Source organism: Streptomyces sp. NPDC048142, assembly GCF_043202835.1.
Taxonomy (GTDB): Bacteria; Actinomycetota; Actinomycetes; order Streptomycetales; family Streptomycetaceae; genus Streptomyces.
Map to the genome: position 1 here is coordinate 53,231 of NZ_JBIDBC010000033.1, position 22,673 is coordinate 75,903.

At 69.0% G+C, this 22,673-nt stretch carries 24 protein-coding genes; 15 read left to right on the top strand and 9 right to left on the bottom strand.

The window, feature by feature from the left end; translation table 11 throughout:
• Positions 1–14: 14 nt before the first annotated feature.
• Positions 15–845, top strand: coding sequence for an aldo/keto reductase (locus ACGF2Y_RS30565; protein ID WP_392954192.1), 831 nt, complete (start codon positions 15–17; stop codon positions 843–845).
• Between the two features lie 94 nt (positions 846–939).
• Here the strand turns inward: ACGF2Y_RS30565 and ACGF2Y_RS30570 are convergent, their stop codons facing one another.
• The 3 genes from ACGF2Y_RS30570 to allB all read right to left on the bottom strand — a co-directional run bounded on the left by ACGF2Y_RS30570 (position 940) and on the right by allB (position 4,022).
• Positions 940–1,263: a putative quinol monooxygenase gene (locus ACGF2Y_RS30570; protein WP_392954194.1), complete on the bottom strand. Its 324-nt coding sequence runs from the start codon at positions 1,261–1,263 to the stop codon at positions 940–942.
• A 154-nt stretch (positions 1,264–1,417) separates the two neighbouring features.
• Entirely contained in the window at positions 1,418–2,539 is a 1,122-nt protein-coding gene (alc, locus tag ACGF2Y_RS30575; protein WP_392954196.1) for an allantoicase, read from the bottom strand.
• A gap of 139 nt (positions 2,540–2,678) precedes the next feature.
• Positions 2,679–4,022, bottom strand: a complete 1,344-nt coding sequence (gene allB, locus ACGF2Y_RS30580; RefSeq protein WP_392954198.1) for an allantoinase AllB — start codon at positions 4,020–4,022, stop codon at positions 2,679–2,681.
• A 336-nt stretch (positions 4,023–4,358) separates the two neighbouring features.
• Between allB and ACGF2Y_RS30585 the strand changes: the two genes are divergently transcribed.
• Positions 4,359–5,162, top strand: a complete 804-nt coding sequence (locus ACGF2Y_RS30585; RefSeq protein WP_030592152.1) for an IclR family transcriptional regulator — start codon at positions 4,359–4,361, stop codon at positions 5,160–5,162.
• Between the two features lie 46 nt (positions 5,163–5,208).
• Here the strand turns inward: ACGF2Y_RS30585 and ACGF2Y_RS30590 are convergent, their stop codons facing one another.
• Together ACGF2Y_RS30590 and ACGF2Y_RS30595 are read right to left on the bottom strand one after the other, a co-directional pair.
• Positions 5,209–5,919, bottom strand: coding sequence for an ABC transporter ATP-binding protein (locus ACGF2Y_RS30590; protein ID WP_392954201.1), 711 nt, complete (start codon positions 5,917–5,919; stop codon positions 5,209–5,211).
• A complete protein-coding gene (locus ACGF2Y_RS30595) occupies positions 5,916–6,998 on the bottom strand; it encodes an ABC transporter permease (RefSeq protein WP_392954203.1) in 1,083 nt (360 codons plus the stop codon). Before ACGF2Y_RS30595 ends, ACGF2Y_RS30590 begins: the two co-directional genes overlap by 4 nt.
• A 110-nt stretch (positions 6,999–7,108) precedes the next feature.
• Between ACGF2Y_RS30595 and ACGF2Y_RS30600 the strand changes: the two genes are divergently transcribed.
• Both ACGF2Y_RS30600 and ACGF2Y_RS30605 read left to right on the top strand, forming a co-directional pair.
• Entirely contained in the window at positions 7,109–8,308 is a 1,200-nt protein-coding gene (locus ACGF2Y_RS30600; protein WP_392954205.1) for a sensor histidine kinase, read from the top strand.
• Complete coding sequence (locus ACGF2Y_RS30605) at positions 8,305–8,946, top strand: response regulator (protein WP_392954207.1); 642 nt, start codon at positions 8,305–8,307, stop codon at positions 8,944–8,946. The genes ACGF2Y_RS30600 and ACGF2Y_RS30605 overlap by 4 nt, the downstream gene beginning before the upstream one ends.
• Positions 8,947–8,964: 18 nt before the next feature.
• Here ACGF2Y_RS30605 and ACGF2Y_RS30610 read toward each other — a convergent pair whose 3' ends face one another.
• The gene (locus ACGF2Y_RS30610) at positions 8,965–9,267 is read right to left on the bottom strand and encodes a DUF5955 family protein (RefSeq protein WP_392954208.1); all 303 of its coding nucleotides are present in this window, start codon (positions 9,265–9,267) and stop codon (positions 8,965–8,967) included.
• Between the two features lie 256 nt (positions 9,268–9,523).
• Here ACGF2Y_RS30610 and ACGF2Y_RS30615 point away from each other — a divergent pair, with 256 nt between their 5' ends.
• From ACGF2Y_RS30615 to ACGF2Y_RS30640, 6 genes are all read left to right on the top strand, one after another.
• Positions 9,524–10,129: an NTP transferase domain-containing protein gene (locus ACGF2Y_RS30615; RefSeq protein WP_392954240.1), complete on the top strand. Its 606-nt coding sequence runs from the start codon at positions 9,524–9,526 to the stop codon at positions 10,127–10,129.
• Positions 10,130–10,391: 262 nt separating this feature from the next.
• Positions 10,392–12,011 (top strand): malate synthase A, encoded by a 1,620-nt coding sequence (aceB, locus tag ACGF2Y_RS30620; protein WP_392954210.1) that lies wholly within the window; start codon positions 10,392–10,394, stop codon positions 12,009–12,011.
• A 264-nt stretch (positions 12,012–12,275) separates the two neighbouring features.
• Positions 12,276–14,000: a recombinase family protein gene (locus ACGF2Y_RS30625; RefSeq protein ID WP_392954212.1), complete on the top strand. Its 1,725-nt coding sequence runs from the start codon at positions 12,276–12,278 to the stop codon at positions 13,998–14,000.
• A 1,079-nt stretch (positions 14,001–15,079) separates the two neighbouring features.
• Positions 15,080–15,316, top strand: a complete 237-nt coding sequence (locus ACGF2Y_RS30630) for a hypothetical protein (RefSeq protein ID WP_392954214.1) — start codon at positions 15,080–15,082, stop codon at positions 15,314–15,316.
• 1 nt (position 15,317) lies between these two features.
• Positions 15,318–15,818 (top strand): hypothetical protein, encoded by a 501-nt coding sequence (locus tag ACGF2Y_RS30635; RefSeq protein WP_392954216.1) that lies wholly within the window; start codon positions 15,318–15,320, stop codon positions 15,816–15,818.
• A 734-nt stretch (positions 15,819–16,552) separates the two neighbouring features.
• On the top strand, positions 16,553–17,050 hold the full coding sequence (locus ACGF2Y_RS30640) for a P27 family phage terminase small subunit (RefSeq protein WP_392954218.1): 498 nt from the start codon (positions 16,553–16,555) through the stop codon (positions 17,048–17,050).
• Positions 17,051–17,107: 57 nt separating this feature from the next.
• Here ACGF2Y_RS30640 and ACGF2Y_RS30645 read toward each other — a convergent pair whose 3' ends face one another.
• Positions 17,108–18,454: a tetratricopeptide repeat protein gene (locus tag ACGF2Y_RS30645; RefSeq protein WP_392954220.1), complete on the bottom strand. Its 1,347-nt coding sequence runs from the start codon at positions 18,452–18,454 to the stop codon at positions 17,108–17,110.
• A 119-nt stretch (positions 18,455–18,573) separates the two neighbouring features.
• Here ACGF2Y_RS30645 and ACGF2Y_RS30650 point away from each other — a divergent pair, with 119 nt between their 5' ends.
• The 3 genes from ACGF2Y_RS30650 (at position 18,574) to ACGF2Y_RS30660 (ending at position 20,747) form a co-directional block, all read left to right on the top strand.
• On the top strand, positions 18,574–18,753 hold the full coding sequence (locus ACGF2Y_RS30650) for a hypothetical protein (protein WP_392954222.1): 180 nt from the start codon (positions 18,574–18,576) through the stop codon (positions 18,751–18,753).
• Between the two features lie 552 nt (positions 18,754–19,305).
• Positions 19,306–19,761: an NUDIX domain-containing protein gene (locus ACGF2Y_RS30655; protein WP_392954224.1), complete on the top strand. Its 456-nt coding sequence runs from the start codon at positions 19,306–19,308 to the stop codon at positions 19,759–19,761.
• 41 nt (positions 19,762–19,802) lie between these two features.
• Positions 19,803–20,747, top strand: coding sequence for a hypothetical protein (locus tag ACGF2Y_RS30660; protein ID WP_392954226.1), 945 nt, complete (start codon positions 19,803–19,805; stop codon positions 20,745–20,747).
• 65 nt (positions 20,748–20,812) lie between these two features.
• Here the strand turns inward: ACGF2Y_RS30660 and ACGF2Y_RS30665 are convergent, their stop codons facing one another.
• Positions 20,813–21,070: a GntR family transcriptional regulator gene (locus tag ACGF2Y_RS30665; protein ID WP_392954228.1), complete on the bottom strand. Its 258-nt coding sequence runs from the start codon at positions 21,068–21,070 to the stop codon at positions 20,813–20,815.
• A gap of 177 nt (positions 21,071–21,247) precedes the next feature.
• Between ACGF2Y_RS30665 and ACGF2Y_RS30670 the strand changes: the two genes are divergently transcribed.
• Positions 21,248–21,562, top strand: coding sequence for a hypothetical protein (locus ACGF2Y_RS30670; RefSeq protein WP_392954230.1), 315 nt, complete (start codon positions 21,248–21,250; stop codon positions 21,560–21,562).
• Positions 21,559–21,762: a hypothetical protein gene (locus ACGF2Y_RS30675; RefSeq protein WP_392954232.1), complete on the top strand. Its 204-nt coding sequence runs from the start codon at positions 21,559–21,561 to the stop codon at positions 21,760–21,762. The genes ACGF2Y_RS30670 and ACGF2Y_RS30675 overlap by 4 nt, the downstream gene beginning before the upstream one ends.
• Before the next feature lie 80 nt (positions 21,763–21,842).
• On the opposite strand, the gene ACGF2Y_RS30680 is transcribed toward ACGF2Y_RS30675, so the two are convergent.
• Entirely contained in the window at positions 21,843–22,568 is a 726-nt protein-coding gene (locus ACGF2Y_RS30680; RefSeq protein ID WP_392954234.1) for a VOC family protein, read from the bottom strand.
• Positions 22,569–22,673 lie beyond the last annotated feature (105 nt).

Genomic DNA, 22,673 nt, shown 5'->3' on the forward strand with positions numbered 1-22,673 from the left:
GACAGGACCAGCGCATGTCCGGCACACCGGTTCACACGCTCAACGACGGCACTCGGCTCCCCGCGATGGGGCTCGGCACCTACCCGCTGGACGATTCGGCTGCCGAGGAGGCCGTCGCCGGGGCCCTGGAACTCGGCTACCGGCTGGTCGACACGGCCTTCACCTACGGCAACGAGACCGGCACCGGCCGGGGCATCGCCCGCAGCGGCGTTCCCCGCGAGGAGGTCCTCGTCACCACGAAGGTGCCCGGACGGCATCACGGGTACGAGGACACGCTCGCCTCGTTCGAGGAGTCACGGGCCCGCCTGGGCGTCGAGTACGTCGACCTCTACCTGATCCACTGGCCGCTCCCCCGCGTCGACAAGTACGTGGACACCTGGAAGGCGATGATCCGGCTCCGCGAGGACGGTCTGGTCCGCTCGATCGGCGTCTCCAACTTCACCGCCTCGCACCTGGAGCGGCTGGAGCGGGAGACGGGCGTACTGCCCTCGGTGAACCAGATCGAGATGCATCCGCTGCTCCCGCAGGAGGAGCTGCGGGCGGTGCACGCGGCGAAGGGCATCGTCACGGAGAGCTGGAGCCCGCTGGCCCGTGGCCGCGAGGTGCCGGAGGATCCCTCGACCGTGGCGATCGCTCAGGACCACGGGGTGAGCCCCGGTCAGGTGGTGCTGCGCTGGCACACCCAGCTGGGCGCGGTGCCGATCCCGAAGTCGGCGGACCCGGGCCGGCAGCGCGAGAACCTCGATCTGTTCGGGTTCGAGCTGACGGCGCAGGAGCTGACGACGATCGCGTCCGGGCGGCAGCGGCGGTTCGGCGGCGCCCCGGAGTCCCACGAGGAGTTCTAGGGCCGGTCGTCACCTTCCCGGCTGCCCGCCGTCGCCCGGCAGCCGGGAAGGTGACGACCGACCCCAAGGGCCGTCCCGCAGCGGGACTTCCCGGTCAGCGGTTGCGCGGGGTGACCTCCGCCATCCGGGACCAGCCGGTGCCCTCCACCTCGACGTTGATGATCTCGGGGACCTCGGCCACCAGTTCCGACATGGTCTCGATGGCTGCCTTGAAGTGGTCGGAGTTCACGTGCGCCTCGCCCGCCGCCGCGTCGGCGAAGGCCTCCAGCAGGACGAACTCGCTGGGGTTCTCCACACTGCGCGACCAGTCGAAGAAGAGGTTGCCGGGCTCGTTGCGGGTGGCGACGGTGAAGGCGTCCAGCCGGGTGAGCCATGCGTCGGGGTCGAGGGCGGTGAACTTGACGGCGATGAAAATCATGAGAGCTCCTGGTCGAGGACGTCCGAAGGTGCGGCGGCCCCAGCCTGCTCGCCACACCCCGACCAGGGTGACACACCCTCATGTAACCGGACCGACCGGGCACACCGCGCTCCCCCTGCGACCGCGGTGCGTCCGGCCCCGACCGCCTTCGTGATCAGCCGCCGAGCTCGCGGTGACGGGCCGCCAGGGTGGCGGCGCCCTCGTCGGTGAGCGATCCGAACAGCCGGAGCCGGGAGATGCCGCCGTCCGGGAAGATGTCGATCCGCACATGGGTGGCCCGGACGGTCCCGTCCAGGACGAAGCGGTGGTTGGTGTCGGGCTGGAGGCGGGTCCGGGGAAGGATCTCCGTCCAGTCGCCGCCCTCACCGTCCTGTACCGAAAGGCTCGCCCAGCCCGCGGAGTTGCCCTTGAGGCAGGCGGTGTCGATCTCGACGGCCCGGATCCCGGACCGCGCGGCGAGGCGGTAGCGGATCCAGTCGTTGCCCCGGTCGCGCCGGCGGCGGGTCTCCCAGCCGTCGTCCATCTTGCGTGAGCGGCCCGGCTGGATGGTGTTGGTGGCCGGGGAGTAGAAACGGTCGGAGGCGTCCTCGACCTGGCCGCCGTTCTCCAGGGCGGCGAGGTCGAACGTACCGAGCGCGCCGAGCCAGGCGGGGTCGGGGGCGACCTCTCCGTACACGCGCAGCCGGGCGATCCCGCCGTCCGGGTGCTGGTTGACCCGCAGGTGGGTGAAGCGCTGCTCGGCGTCGACGGCGAAGCCGTTGGCCGCGTGGCCGCCGACCGCCGTACGGGGGACGAGCGTCGTCCACTTCACGTCGGGGGCGAGGAGGTCCTCGGGCGACGGGGCGCCGGGCAGGGACACCGCCTCGACGGAGACCGCCTGCGGGTAGTTGCCGCGGAAGTGGGCGGTGTCCAGGACGATGCCCCGGATGACGCCGGGCGCGCCGAGGCGGACGAGGGCCCAGTCGTGGTCGGCGGCGGTGGGGTGCGGTTCGGCTGCGCCGACCCCACGTCGGCGCCGGGTCTCCCAGCCGTCCATGATCTTGCCCTTGTGCCCGAAGTGCTCCGGGTCGAAGACGGCGGGCTCGGGCTTCAGCAGGTTCTCACGCTCGGCGAAGAACTCGTCGTTGGCGGCGATGACCCCCGCCCCGAGGCGGCGGTCGGCCAGGTCGACGAGGTGGGTGAAGGGGAAGTCGGCGGTGCGGTGGTCGGCGTACGGGTCGCCGCCCGCGTAGGGGCTCGCGTCGCCGGTGAAGCGCGGTATCGCGGCGTCCGTCATGGTCAGGAGTTCCTTTCGGGCACGGTCAGTGGTCGCGTTCGCGGAGTGGACCGGTGGGCACGGTCAGTGGTCGCGTTCGAGTAGGCGGCCGGCGGGCCAGGTCAGTGGTCGCGTTCGAGGAGGCGGCCGGCGGGCCAGGTCAGTGGTCGCGTTCGAGGAGGCGGCCGGCGGGTTCGGCGAGGACGCCGTCGGAGGCGATGCGGACACCGCGCAGCCAGCTGGAGCGGACCACGCCGTGCAGGGTCTTCCCGGCGTAGGCGGTGACCTGGTTGCGGTGGAAGAGTTCGGCGGGGTCGACGGTGAAGGTCGCCTCGGGGGCGAGGACCGCGAAGTCGGCGTCGCGCCCGGCCTCGATGGCGCCCTTGCGGGTCAGCCCGGCCAGCGCGGCGGGGGCGGCGGACATCCAGCGGGCGACGTCGTCGAGGGAGTGGCCGCGCCTGCGGGCCTCGGTCCAGATGGCGGGCAGGCCGAGCTGGAGGGAGGAGATACCGCCCCAGGCGGAGGCGAAGTCCGGGGTCTTGAGGTCCGTGGTGCACGGGGAGTGGTCGCTGACGATGCAGTCGATGGTGCCGTCGGCGAGCCCGGCCCACAGCGCGTCCTGGTTGGCTGCCTCGCGGATCGGCGGGCAGCACTTGAACTCGGTGGCCCCGTCCGGGACTTCCTCGGCGGTGAGGGTGAGGAAGTGCGGGCAGGACTCGACGGTGACGCGGACGCCCTCGCGCTTGGCGGCGGCGATCAGCGGCAGGGCGTCGCTGGAGGAGAGGTGCAGGACGTGGACGCGGGCGTTCAACCGCTTGGCGTGGGCGATGAGCCCTTCGATCGCGGTGTTCTCGGCGTCGCGCGGGCGGGAGGCGAGGAAGTCCGCGTAGGCGGGTCCGGGGCGCTGCGGGGCCTCGGCCAGGTGGTGCGGGTCCTCGGCGTGCACGATGAGCAGTCCGCCGAATCCGGCGGTCTCCGCCATCGAGCGGGCCAGCTGCTCCTGGTCCAGCTCCGGGAACTCCTCGACACCGGAGGGCGAAAGGAAGCACTTGAAGCCGAAGACCCCGGCCTCGTACAGCGGGCGCAGGTCCTTGACGTTGGACGGGATCGCACCGCCCCAGAAGCCGGTGTCGACGTGCGCCTTGGGGGACGCGACCTGCTGCTTGATCCGCAGGTGCTCGACGGTGGTGGTCGGCGGGAGGGAGTTGAGGGGCATGTCCAGGAGCGTGGTGATGCCGCCCGCGGCGGCCGCGCGGGTGGCGGTCCAGAAGCCCTCCCACTCGGTGCGGCCGGGGTCGTTCACATGGACGTGGGTGTCGACCAGGCCGGGCAGCAGGACGTCGTCGCCGAAGTCCTCCGTGCGGGCGCCCGCGGGCACCCCGGTGTCGTACGGCAGGACCGCGTCGATCGTCCCGCCCGCGACGGCGACCGCCGCCGGGCGGGTCCCCTCGGGGGTCACGACGCGCGTCGAGCGCAGTATCAGGTTCACGTCCGGACCGGACACCTGTGCTCCTTCACTCCAGGAATTCAACGAACTGTTGAAGCTTTGGTGGAGTCTTCACTCGGGAACCGCCCCCGTCAAGACCCCACCCTCCGCCACGGGGACGCGCCGGGCCACCCCGGCCGCCCGACTGGAGGTTTCCACAAAGTAAAAGTCATATTTCGAACTGCGGAACGTAGCATGGGCCAGGAGAGGCGGTGCCGAGCCGTCCGCACCGACCGGCGGCACCCGGACAAAACAGGCCCTGACCGGCACGGACACCGACCGGGGAGCTGTGGGCCGCCCGGGAGCCGCCCGGTAGGCTGCTGCCTTGCCTTCCGCTTCGAAAGGACCGTTGACGTGCCGCCGTCCCACGCCAGCACAGCCGACTCCAAGCCCTCCGGTTCCAGCGGTGGGGTGCAGTCCCTTGAGCGCGCCTTCGATCTGCTGGAGCGGATGGCCGACGCCGGGGGCGAGGTCGGGCTGAGCGAGCTGTCCGCGAGCAGCGGTCTGCCCCTGCCGACCATCCACCGGCTGATGCGCACCCTGGTCGTCTGCGGATACGTACGCCAGCAGCCCAACCGCCGCTACGCGCTCGGCCCCCGCCTGATCCGGCTCGGCGAGTCCGCCTCCCGGCTGCTGGGCACCTGGGCCCGCCCCTACCTCAGCCGGCTGGTCGAGGAGACCGGCGAGACGGCGAACATGGCGCTGCTGGACGGGGACGAGATCGTGTACGTCGCCCAGGTGCCGTCCAAGCACTCCATGCGGATGTTCACCGAGGTCGGCCGCCGGGTCCTGCCCCACTCCACCGGCGTGGGCAAGGCGCTCCTCGCGCACACCCCCGCCGACGAGGTCCGCGCGCTCCTGGCCCGTACCGGCATGCCGGCCGCCACGGAGAAGACGATCACCACTCCGGAGGGCTTCCTCGACGCCCTGGAGCTGGTGCGCCGCGCCGGTTACGCGGTGGACGACAACGAGCAGGAGATCGGGGTGCGGTGCCTCGCGGTCTCCGTGCCGAACTCCCCCACCTCCGCCGCGATCTCCATCTCGGGCCCGGCGGGACGTGTCACGGAGGCGGCCACGGAGCGGATCGTGCCGATTCTCCAGCAGGTCGCGGGCGAGCTGTCCGAAGCCCTGGCGAGCAGCGGCACCAACGGCGGCTGACCCGGAGACGGCGGGGCCGGGGCCGGGATACCGGGCCCGCCTCGCCTCAGCCCCGGACCGGAGCCTGGGCCGGGGCATGGGGCTGAGCATGGGCCGTCAGCCGACCGTCGTCCATCGTCACCGTGCGGTCCATCCGGTCCAGGTGTGCCCGGTCGTGCGTGACCAGCACCGTGGCGGTGGCGCGCTCCCGGGTCAGGGTGACCAGCAGGTCGAGCACGGCCGCGCCGCGCTCGTGGTCGAGCGCGCTGGTCGGCTCGTCGACGAGCAGCACCGCCGGCTCGTTCATCAGAGCTCGCGCGATGTTGATCCGCTGGCGCTGACCGCCCGACAGCTGGTGCGGCCGCCGGTGCGCGTGGTCGGCGAGACCGACCGCGTCCAGCAGCTCCAGGGCCCGGCGACGGGCGCTGCGGGCGGGCCCCCCGGACAGGTGGCGCATCACCTGGAGCTGTTCGGCGGCGGTCAGCGAGGGCAGCAGACTGGGCTGCTGGAAGACGATGCCGACGCGCTCCCGGCGCAGGGCCGCCCGCCCGGCCCGGCCGAGGCCGGCGGTCGGCGTCCCGGCCACGACGACCTCGCCGGAGTCCGGGGTGACCAGGGTGGCGGCGGCCGCGAGCAGGCTGGACTTGCCCGAGCCGGACGGCCCGACGACGGCGGTGAGCGTGCCCGGGGGCACGTCCAGCGAGACCCGGTCCAGGGCGGTGAGCCGCCCCTCGCCGTCCGGGTAGGTGAGGGTGACGTCGGTCAGGGTGAGCGTCATCGGGCACTCCCGAGTGCGGTGAGCGGGTCGACGGCGGTGATCCGCCGGATGGACAGGGCGGCCCCGAGCGCGCCGAGGGCGATCATGACGGCGGCCGGGACGAGGACGGTCGCCGCGTCCAGGACGAACGGCACGGCTCCACCGCCGATCAGGGCTCCGGCCCCGGCGGCGAGGGCGGTGCCCAGGCCCGTACCGAGGGCGAGCATCACCACGGCCTGCCCCAGTGCGTCACGCAGGAGGTAGGGGGTCGACGCGCCGAGCGCCTTCAGTACGGCGATGTCGCCGCTGCGCTGGATCGTCCAGACAGTGAAGAACGCGCCGATGACGAGGGCGGAGATGGCGAAGAGGAAGCCGCGCATCAGTTGCAGCGACCCGTTCTCCGCCCGGTAGGAGCCGATGGCGGTGAGGGAGTCGTCGAGGGCGAGCGTGCTGGTGCCCGCCGCCTCGTCCCCCGCTTTCAGGTCGACGCTGTCCGTGGTGGTCAGGGCGATCACGGTCGCCTGTTCGGCGGGTCCGGCGCCGTCGTGGCCGATCCGCTGCCAGTCGTCGAGGGTGGTCCAGACGACGGGAGTGTGGCTGTAGGAGGCGTCCGTGGCGACGGCGGCGACCTCACGGTCGGTCCGGCCGAGCGCGATCCGGTCGCCCGCCGTGACGTCGAGCTCCTCGGCCGCCTTCACGGAGAGCACGACCCGCCCCGGGCCGAGCCCTTCCGGCCCGAGGGTGCCGTCCGGTTCGACGCCGAAGGCCGACACGGCGGCGGTCCGCTCACCGGCGGCGGTGGCGTTCAGGGTGCGGATGCCGACCGGCTGGGCGGCCTCGACCCCGGGCCGTCCGGCCCAGGCCCGCCAGTCGTCCTCCCGGACGGTCGAGTCGGTGAACGACTCCGCCCGCCCGCCGGGGGGCGCGGAGAAGGCCAGGTGGTCGGCGTCGAGACCGATGACGGCGGACGTGTTCTCCCGGGCCAGACCGGCGGTCAGGCCGGACAGCAGGCCCACCAGCAGCGTGATCAGCACCACGACCGAGCCCATGAGCGCGAACCGGCCCTTGGCGAAACGGAGGTCTCTCCATGCGACGAACATGGCTACAGCGTCGTCCGGCGCGGACGGGAAAACATCGCGCGGCGGACGGGCCCGGGATCAACCTTTCGGTTGACCGGACCCGGGAAGGCCGCGGCTACGCTGGACGGACCATGGATCCGCGTTCGCACACCCACGTCACGGCAGCCCTGCGGCTCTGTCTGCACGCGCTGCTGGCGGGGCTGCTGGCCCTGGTGGTGGTCCGCGCGGTGAGCGAGGACACGCGGCACCCGGCGGCGGTCGTGGTGGTGGCGGCGCTGATGGCTGCGCTGTACGCGGCGGGGGCGCTCGCCCCGCGCGTACAGCCCGGAAACCGGGCGGCGGCGGTGTGGCTGGCGGGTCTCGGCGCCCTGTGGGCCGCGCTGCTGGTGCTGTCGCCGGACGCCCTGTGGGTGGCCTTCCCGCTCTACTTCCTCCAGCTCCACATCCTGCCGATGCGCTGGGCGCTGCCCTCCGTCGTGGTCACCGCGGCCGCCGCGATCACCGGCTTCGTCGTGCACCGGCAGGAGATCGCGCCCGGCGCCTTCATCGGGCCGCTGATCGGCGCGGCGGTCGCCGTCGCCACCGTCCTCGGGTACGACGCCCTGTTCCGGGAGAGCGAACGGCGGCGCGAGCTGATCGTGGAGCTGGTCGCCACCCGCGCGGACCTGGCCGAGGCGGAACGCACCGCCGGGACCCTCGCCGAGCGCGAACGCCTCGCCCGGGAGATCCACGACACGCTGGCCCAGGGCCTGTCCAGCATCCAGCTGCTGCTGCGCGCCGCCGAGCGCTCGCTGCCCGAGGACGCGCCGGCCGCCGCGCATGTGCGGGCCGCCCGCGAGGCCGCGCAGGCGAATCTCGCCGAGGCCCGTTCCTTCGTGCGCGCGCTGACGCCGCCGGACCTGGAGCACGGTTCGCTGGCCGCCGCGCTGAAGCGGCTCTGCGTCCGTACGAGCGCACCGGACCTGACCGTACGGTTCGCGGTCAGCGGCACCCCGGTGGAGCTGCCGACGCCGTACGAGGTGGCGCTGCTGCGGACCGCGCAGTCGGCGCTGGCCAACACGGTGCGCCATGCGCGGGCCGGGCGGGCGGAGATCACCCTGAGCTTCATGGGCACCTCGGTGGCGCTGGACGTGGTGGACGACGGGCGGGGCTTCGACCCGTCGGGGGCGCCGGTCCACGACCGCGGCGACGGCGGCTTCGGGCTGCCGGCGATGCGGGCGCGGGCGGGATCGCTCGGCGGTGCGCTGAGCGTGGAGTCGGCGCCCGGCCAGGGCACGGCGGTGGCGGTCACCCTGCCGATGCCCGTCACGGAAGCGGAGCGTGCCGCATGAGCGTGAGCGGGGACCCGATCCGGCTGCTGCTCGCGGACGACCACCCGGTCGTCCGGGCGGGGCTGCGCGCGGTCCTGGACACCGAGCCGGACTTCCGGGTCGCCGGTGAGGCCGCCACCGCCGAGGAGGCCGTCGCCCTGGCGTCGGCGGGGGGCTTCGACGTGGTCCTGATGGACCTCCAGTTCGGTGCGGGCCTGCACGGCTCACAGGCCACGGCGACGATCACCGCCGCAGCGGACGGCCCCCGGGTCCTGATCCTCACCACCTACGACTCCGACGCGGACATCCTGGCGGCGGTCGAGGCCGGGGCGAGCGGCTACCTGCTGAAGGACGCACCGCCGCAGGAGCTGGCCGCCGCGGTGCGCACGGCGGCGGCGGGCCGCTCGGCGCTGGCGCCCTCGGTGGCACACCGGCTGATGGACCGGATGCGCACTCCGGCCGAGGCGCTGACCCGGCGGGAGCTGGAGGTGCTCCAGCTGGTCGGGGAGGGCCTGTCGAACCTGCAGATCAGCAAGCGGCTGTTCCTGAGCCAGGCCACGGTGAAGTCCCACCTGGTGCACATCTACGCCAAGCTGGGCGTGGACTCCCGTACGTCGGCGGTCGCGGCGGCCACGGCCCGCAGGCTCATCCGCCGCTGACGGGCCGGGTGCGTGGTGTCACCCGCGCGGGGGTTCTCCGAAGAGGTCGACCGCGTTGCGCACCTCGCGCAGGGCGGCGGCCACCGCGCTCAACGAGCCGATCGCCCCCGCGATCAGCAGCAGGGAACGACGCATCCGGGGAATCTCCGGCACACCGCTGACAGCCATCGCGTCCAGGGCCGCCAGCTCGTCCTCGGCGACCGACCGGTCCGGGAATTCGGCCCGGAGCCCGGCCAGTTCCCTGCGGAGCCGGGAGACGGCCACCCGCAGTTCGGCCACCCTCGGGTCCTCATTGCTGCCGGTCAGGCGCTTCTGCCCCACGCTTCGTAACACAGCACTCCCCCTCGCACATCCCTGTGCCGGTGCCCCCCGCCGGGCTGCGGCCAAGTCCCTGGGTTCGCCCGCAAGTTAACGCCATGACAGGCAGTACGCGCCAGCCCACGGAATGAAATCAGGGCTACCCCTGAGGGTGACATACGTGTCGCGTGTGCGAAGGACTCAGTGGTATCCAGACCCCATGATCAAGGACACGACTACAGGCGCGGCCCCGCACACGACTACGGGCACGGCTGCGGGCATCGCTACCGCCGCGAAGAACCCCAAGGTCGCGGGGGTGCTGCTGGCCGCCGGAGGGGGCCGTCGGCTCGGCGGCCGCCCCAAGGCACTGCTGGAGCACCGGGGCCGCCCGCTGATCGAACACGCGGTGCGCTCCCTGCGCGACGGCGGCTGCGGCCCGCTGCACGTGGTGCTGGGCGCGGCGGCCGACGAGGTGCGGGCCCGCGCGGATCTCACGGGCTGCGCGGTGACGGTGAACCCGGGCTGGGAGGAGGGCATGGGCTCCTCGCTCCGCCTGGGTCTGGCCGCCCTGGGCGCGTCGGACGCGGATGCGGCACTCGTCCTCCTGGTCGATCAGCCGGGGATCGGGGCGGAGGCGGTGGCGCGGGTGCGTCTCGCGTACCGCTCGCGGGCGAGTCTGGCGGCGGCCTCGTACGGCGGGGAGCGGGGCCATCCGGTGCTGTTCGGGGCGGACCGGTTCACGGACATCGGCGCGGGGGCGGTGGGTGACCGGGGCGCGCGGGCGTATCTGCGGGAGCACCGCGATGCGATCACGCTCGTGGAGTGTTCGGATGTGGCGGAGGCGTACGACATCGACACCTCGCAGGATCTGAAGCATCTGGAGTGACCGGACGGAGCCGGTCGCCGGAAGCGGTCCGTGGCCGCACCGGCACGCTGCGCCGCCATCGGCCCATTTCTGTCGACCCGGAGAATCTCGACATCAACAAACCATTGAACTTCCACCATGAGGAAACTACTATCCACTGGTCAGAAGCCCTCTGAACCTCAGACGGCACCCACGGCCGTATCTCGGAGCCATGGCACGCCGTGCCGTCTCAGGCGACCCGGCGGCCATGAGACGCCGCCGCCCGCTGAAGGAGTGACAGCTCATGTCCGCACCAGCGCCGTCCACGCTGGCCATCGTCGATGCCGAGCCCCTGCCCCGGCAGGAAGAGGTCCTGACCGACGCGGCCCTCGCGTTCGTGGCCGAACTGCACCGCCGGTTCACCCCGCGCCGCAATGAGCTGCTCGCCCGGCGCGGTGAGCGCCGCGCCGAGATCGCCCGCACCTCCACGCTGGACTTCCTGCCCGAGACGGCGGCGATCCGCGCGGACGACTCCTGGAAGGTCGCACCGGCGCCGGCCGCGCTGAACGACCGCCGGGTGGAGATCACCGGTCCGACCGACCGCAAGATGACCATCAACGCCCTGAACTCGGGCGCGAAGGTCTGGCTCGCCGACTTCGAGGACGCGTCCGCCCCCACCTGGGAGAACGTCGTCCTCGGCCAGCTCAATCTGACCGACGCCTACGAACGCCGCATCGACTTCACCGACCCGAAGTCGGGCAAGTCGTACGCGCTGAAGTCCGCCGGCGAACTCGCCACGGTCGTCATGCGCCCGCGCGGCTGGCACCTGGAGGAGCGCCACCTCCAGCTGGACGGCGTCTCCGTGCCCGGCGCCCTGGTCGACTTCGGCCTCTACTTCTTCCACAACGCCCAGCGCCTGATCGACCTGGGCAAGGGCCCGTACTTCTACCTGCCGAAGACGGAGTCGCACCTGGAGGCCCGCCTCTGGAACGACATCTTCGTCTTCGCCCAGGACTACGTCGGCATCCCGCAGGGCACCGTGCGGGCGACGGTGCTGATCGAGACGATCACCGCCGCGTACGAGATGGAGGAGATCCTCCACGAGCTGCGCGACCACGCCTCCGGGCTGAACGCCGGCCGCTGGGACTACCTCTTCTCCATCGTCAAGAACTTCCGTGACGGCGGCGCCAAGTTCGTCCTGCCGGACCGCAACGCGGTGACGATGACCGCCCCGTTCATGCGGGCGTACACCGAACTCCTGGTCCGCACCTGCCACAAGCGCGGCGCGCACGCGATCGGCGGCATGGCGGCCTTCATCCCCTCGCGCCGCGACGCCGAGGTCAACAAGGTGGCCTTCGAGAAGGTCAAGGCGGACAAGGACCGCGAGGCGCACGACGGCTTCGACGGCTCCTGGGTCGCCCACCCCGACCTGGTCCCGATCGCCCTGGCCTCCTTCGACGCGGTCCTCGGCGAGAAGCCCAACCAGAAGGACCGGCTGCGCGAGGACGTCTCGGTGGCTCCGGGCGACCTGATCGCCATCGACACCCTCGACGCCGGCCCCACCTACGACGGCCTGCGCAACGCCGTCGCGGTCGGCATCCGCTACATCGAGGCCTGGCTGCGCGGCCTGGGCGCGGTCGCCATCTTCAACCTGATGGAGGACGCGGCCACCGCCGAGATCTCCCGCTCGCAGATCTGGCAGTGGATCAACGCGGACGTGGTCTTCGAGAACGGCGAACACGCCACGGCGGACCTGGCCCGCAGGGTCGCCGCCGAGGAACTGGCCGCGATCCGCGAGGAGATCGGCGAGGAGGCCTTCACCGCCGGCAGGTGGCAGCAGGCCCACGACCTCCTGCTCCAGGTCTCCCTGGACCAGGACTACGCGGACTTCCTGACGCTGCCCGCGTACGAGCAACTGCGCTGACCCGTCCCCTTCTTCGCCTTCTTCGGGAACGAAGCCCCGCCCCCGGCGCCGCACAGCGCCGGGGGCGGTGGTATTTCGCCGGGGCGGGTACGTACCGAGGGAGCAGCGGGGTTGCGCTTCAGCCCCGGCCAAGGACGCAGAACTCGTTGCCCTCCGGGTCTCCCAACACTCAGAACTAGAGGTTCTGGAGTGTGCGGCATGGTGGCATCGGTCCTGGTCAAGCCCGGTAGTGACAGTGGGAAAGCGCTGGTCCCCACAGAAGGCATGACCACTACCCGCAACCCCGTAGCCGGGACGGTGTTCGCCGAGACCCTGCGGGGTGTGCGGTGCGTGCGCCTGTCCGTCCTCACCGACGAGACCACCAGCCCCGAGCGGCAGCGCGAAGCCGACGACAAGATTGCTGCCGAACTCGGGGTGAGCTTCGGCGAGGGTGGCGCGCTCCGCGAAGCCGTGGACCTGGACGTGTCCGCGTCCAAGGTTGCCCCGTTCGACCGTCCCGCACTCGGCTCGTGGCTCGCCCGTCCCGGTGAGTACGACGCGCTTGTGTGGTGGCGCTTTGACCGTGCCATCCGGTCCATGACCGACATGCACGACCTCGCCAAGTGGGCGCGCGAGCACCGCAAGATGTTGATCTTTGCCGAGGGCATCGGCGGGGGCAAGCTCGTCTTTGACTTCCGGAACCCCATGGACCCCATGGCCGAGTTCCAAATGATGATGCTCGCCTTCGCCGCACAGGTGGAAGCGCAGAGCATCAAAGACCGCGTCATGGGTGCCATGGCAGCCATCCGCCGGATGCCGCTCCGGTGGCGCGGTGCACGTCCCCCGTACGGCTACATGCCTGCCCCCATGCCCAAGGAACACGGCGGGGCCGGTTGGACGCTCGTACCCGACCCGGACGCCGTGACGGTCATTGAGCGCATCGTCCGGGAACTGTTGGACGGCAAGACGGTCTCGGCTATCACCGTGGGACTCAACGCTGACAGCGTCCCGAGCCCCCGCGATCACTGGGCCGTGAAGAAGGGTCGGAAGACCGGCGGCAAGACCGGCGGAGTCAAGGGGCTCGTTAAGGACGCGTTCCTGTGGAACCCGACCGTCCTTACTCGGATGCTCCGTAGCGAAACGCTGCTCGGCTGGAAGATGCACCGGGGCAAGCCCGTCCGGGACACCGAGGGCAACCCCGTCATGGCCACCACACAGCCGATCATGACCCGCGAAGAGTTCGACCGCATCGGCGCGGTACTGGACTCCCGCAGCATCGACAACCGCGAACGCGTCGACACGGACGCACTGCTGTTGCGAGTCATCCACTGCGACGCGTGCGGGGGCCGCATGTACCTGAACAAGCAAGAGTCCAAGAAGAACCAACGCCCCACGTACAAGTGCAACCCCTACTCACGCGGGTTCAAGTGCGAGAAGTCCGCGCACATCCGGGGCGACTGGGCAGACGGATACGTTGAAGCCGAGTTCCTGCGGTTGGTCGGCAGCGTCCAGACGACACACGTAGTCGAGATCCCCGGATACGATCCCGAGCCCGAACTACGGTCCACCCTTGCCGAGTTCAACGAGCACCAGGAACAGCGGGGGCGGCAGAAGTCCAAGCACGCTGCCGCTGCGTGGCAGGAACGGGCGGACGCGTTGGACGCGCGCATAGCCGACCTGGAGACCCGCGAAAAGCGCGACGCACAGCGCATCGTGACCCCCACGGGCCGCACGTTCGTGGACGAGTGGGCAGCCGCAGACACCGCGAGCCGGCGAGCCATGCTCATTGAAGCGGGGGTCCGGCTGGACGTACGGCGCGGTACCCGTGGCGGGTGGCGGACGCTGGACACCTCCCGCGTGGACTTCCACATGCGCGGAGAGCTGAACCCCGCAACGGAAGCCGTGGCCGTGATCGCTGCGGATGCGGAAGCCGAACAGCGCGGAGACGCCCCGACCTCGGGGGCAAACGTGCGCATGGCCGATCCTGTCCGCGAACTGGTCGCCGCATAGCACCACGCGCCCTCTACGTCCCTCACGAGCCCCGGACGGCCCTCCTGCCGCCGGGGCTCTGACGTGCCCGCAGACGGACGTACGAGGCTTCACCGACCAGCGGGGGTGCCATGACGGTATGACGGTTCTACCTGTCTTTTCGGATGCGCTAAGAAAACCTAGGGGAAAACGAAAACGGCATCCGAAGCGTCATACCGTCATCGCTGCCGAGATCCTGTTGCTCTCCACAAAGAATGTGGCGCTGGGGCAGACCTTCCCTGCCCGACCGCTGGTGCATGAGGCCGCCCGTCGGCTCATCTTCAGCGGGACCGCTGGACAGCGAGAGGCGAAAAGGTGTTGAGGGTGTCGAACTTCGACTGTTTTTGGGGAAGCCAAGAAAAACCCAGAGAGAAGGGAGATCGGGGTCTCTGCCGTCACCCTCAACACCCCCTCTGCCGCTCCCCGTCTTCCAGCCGGTCCGCACCAACGGTTCCGAAGCATTGAAATGTTGCCTGCATCACACTTGGTGTCCGAATCGTCTGACCTGAATGGTTTTACGGGCAACCCTCGGTCCCTACCGACTATGAGCCAGGAAGCGGCCCAAGGTCGGGAACCGCCGACGCCGGGAGCGCGGGCATCCTCCGCTCTCCCCAACCACCGAGCGGGCTTGTACGCCCCTCTCCCTGCACCAGTGAGGAACGATGGACACCACACGACACATAGAGGTCTGTGCGCTCCTGCGACGCGCTGAGAGCGCCGCACGGGATGCCCTGAACGGCGACCAGGCCGCCGCGCGTACGACGCTCGCTCTCGTGGCCGATGCGCGGCAGCGAGCCGAGAACGCGGGGCCCGGTACATGCGCTCACCCGAACTGTTCCAACGAACTGCACTACGTGGGCCGTGGTCGTCGTCCGCTGTACTGCTCGGCGGATTGCCGCACGGATATCTACCAGGCCACGCAAATGGCTGCGCGTGGGCTGATCAAGGCTCCGCGTACTGACGCCGCCTAGCACATCAGGAAAACCTGCACCCTGTTCCTCCCCTGACGTGATCCACGCAGGGGCTTTTTCATGCCCGAACACAGAAACAAGGAAGCAACCATGAACGAATATCTCAGTCGCGCCGAATTCCTGGATGGAAAGCGCGACAAGGGGCAGAGCCGCGCCGACGCATTCAAGTGGGACGAGCGCATGGAAGAACTCGCCGCACTGCGCGACTCGCGCCCCGAAATCTTCGAAACGCTCGGCACATCCATTCGGATGAGCCTTGGCTACTACGAGAACGACAAGAAGATTGCAGCCGAACACGGCCGCGACGTGACGAAGGGTGCCAACTGATATGACCGCCAATGAAATCCAGAAGGCTGCGGAGCGCGTTGCCAAGCTCCAGGCACAGGCGGAAAAATTGTCCACCCCACTCGCCGACGCACAGGCCGAGCTGGAAGCAGCCCAGGAAGCCGAAGCAGCCCGCAGGGCCGAGCGCGGGGCAGTCTATGACCGCGAGTTCGCCGACACCTGGCAGACCCGCGCCGAGGAAGCAGCGCATTCCAGTGACGACGCTCAGGAACGGTTCATAGAGGCTCTGTCAGCCGAGCCGTGGTTTGCCGCGTACGTGGAGTTCCGCGCGGCTCGATACCGGCGTGGACACGTGCTGACCGAAGCGCAGCGGGCGCAGCGGTCTATCGGCGAGCCGAACACGGTTCCCGAACAGCGCTGGTACGACGTGCAGATCCTGGACGAGATTCAGCGGGCGGTCGAGAAGCAGGCGGCCGAACTTGGTGCGCAGTTCGCCGAGGAACTGACCCAGGCACGCGAGGAACACGTTTCGGGGAAGGACTAGAAATGGCTACAGACGCACTCGACCCCGGACCGGACGGCGATTACCCGTACTTCCCCCGTGACAACCAGGGACGGCCCGCATGGGCTGATACGGCAACGGACGCAGAGACCGTAATGCCGAGGGGAGTTCACCGGATGCGGCACGCTGGCCGGCTCACGGCTATCGACCTCACACCCCGCCACCCGGACGGAACTCCGATTAACCCCCCGGTGCTCCCGCCGAATGGCCCCCATGCCGCGTAAGCCCCGTACCCCCTGCCCGATACCCGGATGCCCCGAGTTGACGGCAGGGGGCCGCTGTGCCGCCCATCAGCGGCAAGCGAACAAAGAGCGTGCCTCGCGTGGTGGTGCCGTATACACCACGCAGTGGCAGCGCACGCGGCGGGCTTACCTGTACGCGAATCCGTGGTGCGTGCACTGCGGCCGGTTGGCGAACGTCGCGGACCATTTCCCGCTGTCACGACGTGAGTTGATTGCTCGGGGCGAGCCGAATCCTGATGCTGCGAAGCATCTTCGGCCGTTGTGCGTCGCGTGCCATAACCGCGAGACCGCACGCAATCAGCCGGGCGGATTCGCTGCCGAAGCACGTTCGCGGCGTGAATCGGCCGAGCGCCCACCGTTCTGACCAGGGGGTGACCCCTTGCCTCTCCCGAGATTGAGCGGGCGGGAGGCAAAAGACTCTCGCCGGGGCTGCGGCTCTTTTTGGAAGTCCAGGCAAGACGAGAAAGGTAATGCATGGCAGATCGATACCGGCCGAAGCCCGCCGTTCAACAGGCGCGCGAAGGCAACCCATCCAAAACGCGAATCAGAGAAGGGGTGATCGCGCCCCGCGCCATCCTGACCGAACCTGACTGGACCGAGGTATTCACTCACTCACCCGACGATGCTACCGAGAATGCCAACGCCCGATGCCGCGCCGTGGCCTCCGCCGAATGGCGACGCCTGGTGCCCGTACTCGAAATCACCGCCGGTATCGGGGAAGTCGATTACAGCACGGTGAAAGATGCGTGCGTGTGCGTCGCCCGTATCGACCAGACCGAACGGGACCTGTCCACGCGGGGGCTTTTGGTGACCGCCGAGCGGGGCACTGTCAAGAACGGCGCGGCGACTATCGCAGCGCAGTACCGTTCCCAGCTTTCCCGATATATCCGGGAATTGGGTCTCTCGCCGAGTTCCCGCACCGCTATTGTCAGCCCCGAACTCGATGACGACGACACGGATATCTGGGACTGACCCCAGTGCATAGGAAGCCCGCTCTTTCACCCCCGGGAGGTGAGAGGGCGGGCTTTTTCATTTTCGGGTGAGTGACATTGCCCGCTCAGCTGTTTGCCGCGCAATGGAATTGCCGCGATAGGGAGAAAGAAGGGAAGGGATCTTCCCGACTTGCCCGTCAATCCTTCCTGAGTGGATAGCCGGATATTCATCGAGAACGGAAATCCATGTAGAGCACGCGGCTTCCAGGTGGCCGATTTGAAGCTGCCTCTCGGCCAGTAGAGAACTAAAGATCAGTTTGCTGCGCTGCATGTCCGTTGAATCCCGAAGTCGGAAATGGTCGTGCAGAGACTCAACGCTTCCTTTAGTGTCACCCAACGCGTGCCGCACTTCCGCTGTTGAGTAGGCGAGGGTGGCAGAACTGAAACCGCCGAAGGTCCCAAGCTGACTTTCTGCCTGATTGACTGCTCGCTCCGCCTCTCGCAGGCTTGTGAGCGCGTTTGTCTTTTCTCCCGCCAGGGCGTAGGCGTGCGCCTGTTGACCTGCCATGAATGCCCGCATACGAGGAGTGGACTCGGGTGCTGCCTCTGCGGCTGCGTTCGCGAGCCTTGCCGCTGGGCTTCCGTGACCGAGGTTCGCGGCCTGTACGGACATACCTCGCAGAACGTGGCAGTAGGTGTTGTGGTCTCCGCCCGCCCCGGCAAGTTCGAGTGCTTTCACGTAATACTGCTGTGCCCTGCCGTGGGCACCCTCGTCTACTGCCATCCAACCGGTGAGGTAGCAGAGAAAGGCGGCGGCGGACAGCATAGAATTCCGTGTCTCGTTAGACGCGTCAGCGTTGAGATAAGGGGTCACTGTGTTGACTAGAAAAGCTGCGGCCATGGGGCGCGCGTAACGGCCACCGAAATCGTCATCTAGGTCGGAAAGGCGTTCAGTCATCGCTCTGACTGCGCGTACCTCCGATTGCCCGATCCGGATTTTGGGGTTCTTTTCGAGTGCTTCCATGCGGCCCACAACGTCCGGCCACCCAGGGACGGTAAGGGCCACGGAGAAGAGTCCCGCACCTAGGACTCTTCGGCGTGAGGGGTCCATGTCTTGCCTCCCGAGGTCTACCAGCCCTTCAACGGTAGTTGGGTGACTGCTGGACCCTTCCAGGGATGGAAATCCCGCCTCGGCGTGCGTGATGGGACGGAGCAGTCTCCGGGCGAGCGCTTCGAGAATCAGCGGCCGAACGGTGTCTTTCGGCAGGTGGCCCTTTAGCCACTGGTGCACGGAGGGTTCCCGGTACCGCAGGGGTGTTCCGCGTTCGGTGCCTAAGCGGTTGACCTCCTGTGCGAACTGTCGCAGGGTCCAGCGGCTCTCGTGGTACAGGCGTTCAAGTCCGGTGTTCGGCTGTGGTGTCACTGGCCCCAACTCCCGTGCCATGGCCTCTTAAAGCTCTTAAGTCCTGCTCTCCTCCCAACGGTACCGCCGTGCGTGGTCGGACGGTTGCCTAGTGCGAGCACAACCACCGCAAGGGATGACACCGCAAGGAGGGCCCGGACATGGAGAACCCCGTAGAACTCCCGCTGATGTTGGAGGGAGAACCGCAGCCGATACCGGGGTGCGCGCACTGCGACAAGGTGGCCATGGACCGTGACCAGGCCAAGGCGAACGGTGACAGCAGCGGCGTGAGTGACTGCAACGTGCGCCTGCGGCGGCACCTCGGGGACGTGCACGCGTGATTGCCCTCGTGAAGCCACAGCAGCGCCGCACACGGCCTCTCCCGGACCCTGAGTTAGTCAGCCTCATAGACAGCCCCGGGAGCCCGTACGCGGACTCTCCAGCCGGCTGGTGGGACCAGTACGGCGGCGCGTTTGATCGGCGCTCGGGGGTCGTCTACCTGCCGGGGCCGACTCATCCCCCGTCGCCGTTCCATGACGACGACTGCCCCAACTGCGTGCCGTACGCGGAGAGCCCGTGAGACACGTACGCCGGTTCGGCTGGTCCGCGTTCGTCTTCACGGTCGCCGCTCTGGCAACGGCGATTCCCACCCTCGCGGCCACTGGCCGTCTTTGATCCCCGTCCCCCTCGCGGTGCCGCACAGCTCCCCCCGTGCTGATTGCACAGGCCCGCGAGGGGGACGGGCTCCAACTCCCGCCCCGGTGGTGGAAACCCTGGACAGGTCGAGCGGCCGGGGCGGGTCCACAGAAGCCGGGGCGTGACCTGCACCCCACGGCATAGGTTGAGCCAGCATCGCAAGCGCTGAACGGGCTTGCCTTATCGAAAGGGTGCATATGAAGCGGATCGTTGCGCGAATGTGGAAGCTGATTCGCGGCCCGCTGCAATGGCGTGTCCTGTGGTTCGCGCACGCCAAGTTCATGGTTGGCGTCACGGGAATTGTGCGCAACGAGGCGGGGGAAGTCCTGCTGTTGAAACATCGCATGTGGCCCGCCGACCGCCCGTGGGGTCTTCCTACCGGATACGCTATCAAGAGCGAGGAATTCCCGACGACCATTGTTCGCGAGGTCAAAGAAGAAACGGGCCTTGACGTGGTGCCGGGGCGACTCGTTCAGGTGACCAGCGGATACAAACTCCGCGTGGAAATCGCGTACGAGGCTCTGCACGTAGGCGGGACTCTCAAGATTGACGGCTTCGAGATTCTGGAGGCGAAATGGTTCAGCCCGGACATGCTCCCGGAGGGGATGCAAGAGTCTCACATTCAGCTCATCAAGACGGGTTTCCCGACTTAACGGAACTCGCCCCGAACGAGTCCGTCATGGGGACACGGGCAATGGCAGCCCTTTCCGCCATGCGCGCCGATTCGTCCCCGCTCACCGACAAGCACCCCGCCCATGTGTTCCGCCCACTCTCGGAAATCCTCAGCCGATGGGCGGCCGATGGCATCGACACCACGCCCTTTCACTCTGGTGTGGAGGACGCTAAGCGCCGATACGCACACTACGGGCTGTCTCGGATGCTGCCGCTCGACCGTGTTTTGGTCGGCTGTGAATCCACGCGCCCCGGAGCCTTCGGCGGATTCCACCACCCGGACCAGGGATACCGGCATCTTCAAATGGTCGCCGTCATCACCATGCACGGCCCCATGGAACGGCGAGCCCCCGAGCATCCTGCCCTGGCGCTGCTCGACCTGCTGCGTGCGTACTCCCATGACTGCCTTCACTACGGATCGCGTCGGCGATATGTGGAAGTGGCGGGCTTGCCCGTACGCACTCAGTACGGAATCAACTACCGCCGCGCAACCGGACAGTCGTACTCGGTCGCCGACGAACGCGGAAGCCGCCACACGCGAAATCTGGGAGTCGTCATGGAGGGCGCGTGCGATAGGGAGGCGCGCTCCATCACCCGGAAAACCGCTGAGCGCTTCGGTATCACGGAACCCGTAGACGTTCTCGGCGCACTCGCATTCCGGGACGTGACGGGAATGCTTACCGAGGAGGACGGTCGGCGAGCGGTGGGCGTTCCGGAGAGCGCAGAGCGGACGCAATATGCCGCCGCACTTCGGAACTACGAAGTAGGCGTGAACCGCCGGTACTTGCACTTCCTCGGGGAGTTCGCTCCGGGGGAAGAGGACGAGTGCCACACGCGCCTGCTCGCGGCCGTCATCAGCGGTGACACGACGACGCTCGGGGCATGGCTCGACGACCATCACGGCCCCGGCACGTTCGCGGGCCTGTTCCGGACCCCGGGTTACTTCGAGCCTGAACTGACCGCGTAGGCGGTCACCTGCTCGGCCCCGTCCGTGTGCTGCCCCCGTGGCGCGCGGGCGGGGCTACGTCGTTCCTAGTCGTCTTCGTTCGTCGGCTCGACCACGTACGAGCCACGACCCGGCACGGTGTAGATGAGCCCGCGTTCCCGCAGCACCGCGAGAGCCGACCGCGCCGTATTGCGGGCGACCCCGTATCGCTCCGTGAGTTCTTTCTCAGACGGAAGCGGCGAGCGCGGGGGCAACTCGCCCCGCTCAATCTCCGCGATCAAGTCGGCAGCGATCTGCCGGTAAGGGGGCTCCGGGGCCCGGGGGTCGATTTCGCGCGCTGCCATAGGCGGAAGCGTAGACAACCCGCCAAGCACCCCTGGCAATCTAGACAGGGTTGAACATGGCTAGACGGACCTATACAGGTTGCCTTAGCGTGATTCCCCGAACACGAAAACGCCCCGGAAGACCGCTGGTATCGGTCCGCCGGGGCTTAGCCGAACAGCCCGAGGAGCTGAACGACCATGCGTGATCTTATCGCCCGAGCCCTGGTGTCCCTGTTGCGCCTGCTGCTGCCCTCCGAGGGGCGGCACTCCGCCGAACCTCCCGCCGCACCGCCGGTTCCCACCCTCGCCCCCGTGTCGCCCTGGTCCCGCCCGTGGACCGCTCCATCAGCCGAGGAAGTACGCGCCATCTTCAATGACGCGCACACGCGTGGACTGCCCGCCCCACAGCGGGAGAGGAGTTACGCCGCTGCATTCGCACGGATCGGCGTGGACTACGACCACCCCACGATGCCGCTCCGCTCTCTCGTGCGCCGTGGGCGGGTGGCCGCATGACCGCCGACGAGCTGTTCCCTGCCGTACTCGCTGGATTCGTAGCGCTCTGCGTCGTGTGCAAGACCAACACCCGCGCCCCGATCCCCGTCCGCTGGATTCAGAGCAACAGCGGCCCCGGGACGACCCTCTACGCGTGCCCTGACCACGCGGTGAAGCTCGGGGCGGGCCCGACCCCCGAGGACGTGCTACGCGCCCCGTAGCGCCCCGCACAGACAGCAAAACGCCCCGTTCGGCAACTGCCGGGCGGGGCTCTGTCGTTGGGCTTGACCTGCGGGTACTCTTAGAACTGGTAGTTAGATGTGTTGGGGTCGGCCAGGACGACCCAGGAGACGTCGCCCTGCCCCACGTCGGCCCGTGTCGCGCCGAGGCCTTCGAGCCGGGTGACCTCCTTGGCCTGGTCCTCGACGGGGTTGGACATCACATCGAGATGGACACGGCTCCCCATGGCCTCGCCGTCCGGTGTGCGGCGGAACTCCAGGTACGGACCGACGCCCTTGACGGAGCGCAGCAGGGCGCGGTCGTCGGTCAGTTCGTGGACGGTCCAGTCGATCGCCTCGCCCCAGAACCGGACCATGGCCCGCGGGTCGGCGCAGTCGACGACCACAGCGGCTATCGGCCCGGTGTCCCGGTAGAGCTCCCGGGGCTCCAGGACGCTGAACACGTTGCCTTCCGGGTCGGCCATCACCGTCCACGGCACAGGGCCCTGGCCCACATCGGCGACCGTCGCCCCGAGCTCCTTCAGCCGTGCGACCAACTCCGCCCGATGGGCGTCGGAGGTGGTGGCGAGCTCGATGTGCACGCGGTACTTCACCGACTCCGGGTCCGGGACGCGGACGAGATCGACGCAGACGGCGGACGGGTCCGGCCAGTCGAAGCCCACGGGTTCCAGGTTGGTGACCCCGGGCCCTTCGCTGGAAACACCCCAGCCGAGCGCCTCCGCCCAGAACCGGCCGAGCGCCGAGTCGTCCCGGGCCTTGAAGTTCACCTGAACCAGTTGCAGCGTCATGCCGCATACCCTAGGGCGTGTATCGAATGTGCTGGTCACAGCCACTCGTTGATGGCCGCTACGAGGACAGTCGCCTCGTAGCGGACCGCGAGCTTGTCGTAGCGC

What these genes read in the sequence shown, in the direction of transcription:
- ACGF2Y_RS30565 (WP_392954192.1), top strand. Translation starts at nt 15, where the DNA reads ATGTCCGGCACACCGGTTCACACGCTCAACGACGGCACTCGGCTCCCC.
- ACGF2Y_RS30570 (WP_392954194.1), bottom strand. Translation starts at nt 1,263, where the DNA reads ATGATTTTCATCGCCGTCAAGTTCACCGCCCTCGACCCCGACGCATGG.
- alc (WP_392954196.1), bottom strand. Translation starts at nt 2,539, where the DNA reads ATGACGGACGCCGCGATACCGCGCTTCACCGGCGACGCGAGCCCCTAC.
- ACGF2Y_RS30590 (WP_392954201.1), bottom strand. Translation starts at nt 5,919, where the DNA reads ATGACGCTCACCCTGACCGACGTCACCCTCACCTACCCGGACGGCGAG.
- ACGF2Y_RS30595 (WP_392954203.1), bottom strand. Translation starts at nt 6,998, where the DNA reads ATGTTCGTCGCATGGAGAGACCTCCGTTTCGCCAAGGGCCGGTTCGCG.
- ACGF2Y_RS30600 (WP_392954205.1), top strand. Translation starts at nt 7,109, where the DNA reads ATGGATCCGCGTTCGCACACCCACGTCACGGCAGCCCTGCGGCTCTGT.
- ACGF2Y_RS30605 (WP_392954207.1), top strand. Translation starts at nt 8,305, where the DNA reads ATGAGCGTGAGCGGGGACCCGATCCGGCTGCTGCTCGCGGACGACCAC.
- aceB (WP_392954210.1), top strand. Translation starts at nt 10,392, where the DNA reads ATGTCCGCACCAGCGCCGTCCACGCTGGCCATCGTCGATGCCGAGCCC.
- ACGF2Y_RS30625 (WP_392954212.1), top strand. Translation starts at nt 12,276, where the DNA reads ATGACCACTACCCGCAACCCCGTAGCCGGGACGGTGTTCGCCGAGACC.
- ACGF2Y_RS30630 (WP_392954214.1), top strand. Translation starts at nt 15,080, where the DNA reads ATGAACGAATATCTCAGTCGCGCCGAATTCCTGGATGGAAAGCGCGAC.
- ACGF2Y_RS30635 (WP_392954216.1), top strand. Translation starts at nt 15,318, where the DNA reads ATGACCGCCAATGAAATCCAGAAGGCTGCGGAGCGCGTTGCCAAGCTC.
- ACGF2Y_RS30640 (WP_392954218.1), top strand. Translation starts at nt 16,553, where the DNA reads ATGGCAGATCGATACCGGCCGAAGCCCGCCGTTCAACAGGCGCGCGAA.
- ACGF2Y_RS30645 (WP_392954220.1), bottom strand. Translation starts at nt 18,454, where the DNA reads ATGGCACGGGAGTTGGGGCCAGTGACACCACAGCCGAACACCGGACTT.
- ACGF2Y_RS30650 (WP_392954222.1), top strand. Translation starts at nt 18,574, where the DNA reads ATGGAGAACCCCGTAGAACTCCCGCTGATGTTGGAGGGAGAACCGCAG.
- ACGF2Y_RS30655 (WP_392954224.1), top strand. Translation starts at nt 19,306, where the DNA reads ATGAAGCGGATCGTTGCGCGAATGTGGAAGCTGATTCGCGGCCCGCTG.
- ACGF2Y_RS30660 (WP_392954226.1), top strand. Translation starts at nt 19,803, where the DNA reads ATGGCAGCCCTTTCCGCCATGCGCGCCGATTCGTCCCCGCTCACCGAC.
- ACGF2Y_RS30665 (WP_392954228.1), bottom strand. Translation starts at nt 21,070, where the DNA reads ATGGCAGCGCGCGAAATCGACCCCCGGGCCCCGGAGCCCCCTTACCGG.
- ACGF2Y_RS30670 (WP_392954230.1), top strand. Translation starts at nt 21,248, where the DNA reads ATGCGTGATCTTATCGCCCGAGCCCTGGTGTCCCTGTTGCGCCTGCTG.
- ACGF2Y_RS30675 (WP_392954232.1), top strand. Translation starts at nt 21,559, where the DNA reads ATGACCGCCGACGAGCTGTTCCCTGCCGTACTCGCTGGATTCGTAGCG.
- ACGF2Y_RS30680 (WP_392954234.1), bottom strand. Translation starts at nt 22,568, where the DNA reads ATGACGCTGCAACTGGTTCAGGTGAACTTCAAGGCCCGGGACGACTCG.